4 protein-coding genes are annotated in these 5,028 nt (G+C 55.0%); 3 read left to right on the top strand and 1 reads right to left on the bottom strand.

Going from position 1 to position 5,028, the window contains the following annotated elements; translation table 11 throughout:
* From glmS to argH, 3 genes are all read left to right on the top strand, one after another.
* The coding region (gene glmS / locus GXX34_07400; protein HHW07342.1) for a glutamine--fructose-6-phosphate transaminase (isomerizing) at positions 1-1,442 on the top strand (1,442 nt) is incomplete at its 5' end.
* 158 nt (positions 1,443-1,600) lie between these two features.
* A complete protein-coding gene (locus tag GXX34_07395; protein ID HHW07341.1) occupies positions 1,601-2,812 on the top strand; it encodes an argininosuccinate synthase in 1,212 nt (403 codons plus the stop codon).
* A complete protein-coding gene (argH, locus tag GXX34_07390; protein ID HHW07340.1) occupies positions 2,809-4,188 on the top strand; it encodes an argininosuccinate lyase in 1,380 nt (459 codons plus the stop codon). The genes GXX34_07395 and argH overlap by 4 nt, the downstream gene beginning before the upstream one ends.
* 237 nt (positions 4,189-4,425) lie before the next feature.
* Here argH and GXX34_07385 read toward each other — a convergent pair whose 3' ends face one another.
* Positions 4,426-4,887: a hypothetical protein gene (locus GXX34_07385; protein HHW07339.1), complete on the bottom strand. Its 462-nt coding sequence runs from the start codon at positions 4,885-4,887 to the stop codon at positions 4,426-4,428.
* Between the last annotated feature and the right edge of the window lie 141 nt (positions 4,888-5,028).

Raw genomic sequence — 5,028 nt, 5'->3', positions numbered from 1 at the left:
TGGTAGCCCATTTGATTAACCATTTCTACCAGGGAGACCTGGTGGCAGCGGTCCAAAGGGCCCTGGATAAAATCGAAGGTTCTTATGCCTTGGGGGTCATCGCCAGGGCTCATCCCGACCGGGTGGTGGTGGCCAGGAAAGACAGTCCCCTGGTGATCGGCCTGGGTCAAGGGGAAAACTATTTTGCGTCCGATATTCCCGCCATTTTGAAGCACACCAGGAGAGTCATCCTGCTGGAAGACCGGGAAATCGCCGTCATCTGGAAAGAACGGGTCAAAGTCGTCGACCAGTTCGGCAACCCGGTCAGCAAAGAAATCATGGAAATCACCTGGGACGTGGAAGCCGCCGAAAAAGCCGGCTACCAGCACTTCATGCTCAAAGAAATCCACGAACAACCCAAAGCCCTCCGGGATACGCTGGCTTCCCGCCTTCGAGCAGGAAAAGTTGATTTAAGTGAGTTAAACATGACCAAAGAGCGATTAGCAAAGACCGCAAAGATCTGGATCATCGCTTGCGGCACCGCCTACCATGCCGGGGTGGTGGGCAAATATGTCATTGAAAAAACGGCCCGCCTCCCGGTGAACGTGGAAATTGCCTCGGAGTTCAGGTACATGGACCCGTTCATTGATGCCAGCGACCTGGCGATCATCATCAGCCAGTCCGGGGAAACCGCCGACACCCTGGCCGCCTTGCGCCTGTGCAAACAAGCAGGCGCCCGGGTCATCGCCATTACGAACGTGGTGGGCAGTACTGCCTCCCGGGAAGCGGACAGCGTCCTCTATACCTGGGCCGGGCCTGAAATCGCCGTCGCCTCCACCAAAGCCTACACCACCCAGCTCTTATGCCTCTACCTAATGGCCTTGGATTTTGCCTGTAAATTAGGCAGGATCGCGCCGGAAGAATACACCGGCATCATCGAAGAACTGGGCAAACTGCCGGCACTGGCCCAGGCGGTAATTGAAAACAAGGAGCTCATTCAAAGATGCGCCGTGGAAACCTTTAACGTCCCCAGCATCTTTTACATCGGCCGGGGGTTGGATTACGCCGTCGCCAAAGAAGGCTCCCTCAAGCTGAAGGAGATTTCCTATATCAATTCCGAAGCCTATGCCGCCGGGGAATTGAAGCACGGCACCATCGCCCTCATCGAAGAAGGGACCCCGGTCATCGCCCTGGCCACCCAGCCTCATGTGCTTGAAAAAACCTTGAGCAATATCAAGGAAGTCAAGAGCCGGGGAGCTTTTGTCATCGCCGTGGCGGTGGAAGGAAACGAGGCCATTAGACAGGAAGCGGACCGGGTGATTCACATCCCCGCCACCCATCCGCTGCTGACACCGGTGCTGGCGGCTGTTCCCCTGCAGCTTTACGCATATTACATCGCCGTGGCCAAAGGCTGCGACGTGGATAAACCCAGAAACCTGGCCAAAAGCGTTACCGTGGAATAACCGGCATAAGCGGCGGTTTGCCACCTGCATGGAGTTTTCCCGGCCCCGGCCTGGCCGGGCCGTTAACATTGCCCTCTACTCTCCTTGGCCCGCCGAGGAGGGTAAACATCATGCTGAGACAAACCAGCGGAGAAACCGATTAAAGGAGAGAATTGCCCATGAAAAAAGTTGTCCTGGCATATTCCGGCGGACTGGATACTTCCATCATCATTCCCTGGCTCAAGGAAAACTTAGGGTACGAAGTCATCTGCATGGCGGCAGATTTAGGCCAAGGGGAAGAACTGGCGCCCCTGGAGGAAAAGGCCATCAAGTCAGGCGCCGCCAAAATCTATATTGAAGACCTCCGGGAGGAATTCGTCAAGGACTTCATCTGGCCCACTTTGAAGGCCGGCGCCGTTTATGAAGGCAAGTACCTGTTAGGCACTGCCATGGCCCGGCCCGTCATTGCCAAGCGGCTGGTGGAAATTGCGGAGCGGGAAGGGGCGGAAGCGGTAGCCCACGGCGCTACGGGCAAAGGCAACGACCAGGTGCGTTTTGAAGTCACCGTCAAAGCCCTCAACCCCGATCTTAAAGTCATCGCTCCCTGGCGGCTGTGGGACATCAAATCCCGGGAAGATGCCATCGACTATGCGGCAGCCCGGGGCATTCCCGTGCCGGTCACGAAGAAGAGTATTTACAGCCGGGACCGGAACCTGTGGCATCTAAGCCATGAAGGCGGGGATTTAGAAGACCCGTGGAACGAACCAAAACCGGAAATGCTGCAGATCGTAACCCCGCCGGAACAAGCTCCCGACCGGCCTGCTTATGTGGAAATCGAGTTTGACCGGGGCATACCCGTTAAGATTGACGGCCTTTCCTACGAACCGGTGGCCCTGGTGAAAAAGCTGAATGAACTGGGCGCCGCCCACGGCATCGGCATCGAAGACCTGGTGGAAAACCGGCTGGTGGGCATTAAATCCCGCGGCGTGTACGAAACCCCCGGCGGCACCATTCTATTCAAAGCCCACCAAGCCCTGGAATACTTGACTTTGGACCGGCAAACCTTGCACTATAAACAGCAAGTGGCCCTGAAATATGCGGAACTGGTGTACGACGGCCTGTGGTACTCCACCTTGCGGAAAGCCCTGGATGCTTTTGTGGACGTCACCCAGGAGACGGTGACCGGTACCGTCCGGATGAAACTGTATAAAGGACAATGCACCGTGGCCGGCACCAAATCACCCTATTCCCTCTACGACCCGCAGCTGGCGACTTTCAGCAGGGATGAAATGTACAACCACCGGGATGCCGAGGGATTCATCAATCTTTTTGGCCTTCCCTTGAAAGTTAAAGCCCTGATGAACCGGAAAAACGGAGCTGATCGTCCATGAAACTGTGGGGCGGCAGGTTTGAAAAAGAAACCAACCGGCTGGTGGAGGATTTTCATTCCTCCATCAGCTTCGACCGGCGACTGTATCGCCAGGACATCCTGGGCAGCATGGCCCATGCTCGCATGCTGGGTAAGACCGGGGTGCTGACACCCGAAGAAACGGAAACCCTGCTGCAGGGTTTGGCCAGCCTGCTCCAGGATATCGAAGCCGACCGGGTAGAGTTCGAAGTCGGCGCCGAAGACATCCACATGAACATCGAAAAACTCCTGACAGAGCGGGTGGGCGAAGTAGGCAAGAAACTCCACACGGCCCGCAGCCGGAATGACCAGGTGGCCCTGGGTACCAGGCTGTACCTGCGGGAAGAAATCAACGAAATCTGCGCTTTGTTGAAGGACTTGCAAAAGACCATTTTGGCATTAAGCGCGCAGCACCTGGAGACGGTGATGCCGGGCTACACCCACTTGCAAAAGGCCCAACCCATTACCTTCGCTCACCATCTCATGGCCTACTTCCAGATGTTCGCCCGGGACTACGAACGGCTGCAGGATTGCGGGAAACGGGCGGACAGCCTACCCTTGGGGTCCGGGGCTTTGGCGGGCACCACTTTCCCCCTGGACCGGGACATGGTGGCCCGGGAGCTGGGCTTCTCCCGTATTACCCAAAACAGCCTGGATGCCGTGAGCGACCGGGATTACATATTGGAATTCCTGGCCGCCGCCTCCATCCTCATGATGCATTTCAGCCGCCTGTGCGAGGAGATCATCCTCTGGTCCTCCGACGAGTTCCGGTTTGTGGAACTGGACGACGCTTACAGCACCGGCTCCAGCATCATGCCCCAAAAGAAAAACCCGGACGTGGCGGAGCTCATCCGGGGCAAGACGGGCCGGGTTTACGGCCACTTGATGGGCCTCTTGACGGTCATGAAGGGGTTGCCTCTGGCTTACAACAAGGACATGCAGGAAGATAAGGAAGCCTTGTTTGACACGGTAGATACGGTGACAAAGTGCCTCCTCACCCTCACCCCCATGCTGGCCACCATGAAGGTGAACCGGGAAAGGATGGCCCAAGCCGCCAGAAGCGGCTTCACCAACGCTACCGACGTGGCGGACTACCTGGCGAAAAAGGGAGTTCCCTTCCGGGAAGCCCATGCCATCGTGGGGCAGCTGGTCCTCAAGTGCATCCGGGAAGGCCGGGTGCTGGAGGAATTGACTTTAGAAGAATATCAAGCCATGTCCCCGGCGTTTGCGGAGGACATTTACGAAGCCATCTCCATCGAGGCCTGCGTGGCCCGGCGGAAAGTCCCCGGCGGCCCGGCCCCGGAAGCGGTGCAAGCCGGCATCGAGGCCGGGAGGCAGTGGTTAGCGGCCATAGAATAGCTTGCAAGAAAACAACCGCCGGCAGGTGTTTTGCCAACACCCCAGCGGTTGTTTTTTCACTGTTTCCCTTAAGCAGCGAGGAAACGGTCTTATCCCCTCAATTTCATTCTAATCCTCTTTCCATAATCTCTCTAGCCAGGTGGGTTGGTGGGTTGGTCACGGTAAAATCAGAAGTCTTAGAAGGACCTTGTGAAAAATGGGCCCTAAAATTAGTAGAGTCCCAAATGACATTCTATGTCACCACAGTATGGTTAGAATGTATCGTGCTAGGGTGCGTATCTGCTTGTCAGTAAACATATGTGAATCTTGGTTCAACACGTCTATGGTAACGCTGTTATCTTCATCTATGATTTTTTGCAGTATTTCAGTTTTCTTTTCCTTCATTTCGTTATTACATTCTACCCCGTCCAACGTTATCTTGATGCCGAGACTGTCCTTCAAGATTTCCACCAACGAAGCAAAAATTTCATTGAATCTTTCGCCTCTAGTAACAAAGCCATTAAAAACTTCTAAAGCACCGTTGGTAATTAAAGTCTGGTATAGCTGAGTTCTTAAAGCGTTCCTGAAATCTTTGTCTTCCTTGATACGACCAATTTTATGCCATCGTTCTTCGTTGGCAGCAAGATAGACCATCATGTCATCTAAATGCATGCCCTGTTCCTTAAACACAAGGGTATTGTCTAATAACAACGACATCATTAAATACTGTAGTTGATGAGTATTCCTGCGCCATCCGGCCAGCCCTCTCGCCGTATCCGGGCACTAATCCTGTGACATCCGGGCAGGATTCCTGTCACATCCGGCCGCGATTCCTGCGACATTCGGCCACTGTTCCTGCTT

The organism is Clostridia bacterium (genome assembly GCA_012840125.1).
In the GTDB taxonomy this organism is placed as follows: domain Bacteria; phylum Bacillota; class DULZ01; order DULZ01; family DULZ01; genus DULZ01.
Note: the sequence above shows the minus strand (reverse complement) of the source record. Positions and strands in the feature narration are given on the sequence as shown.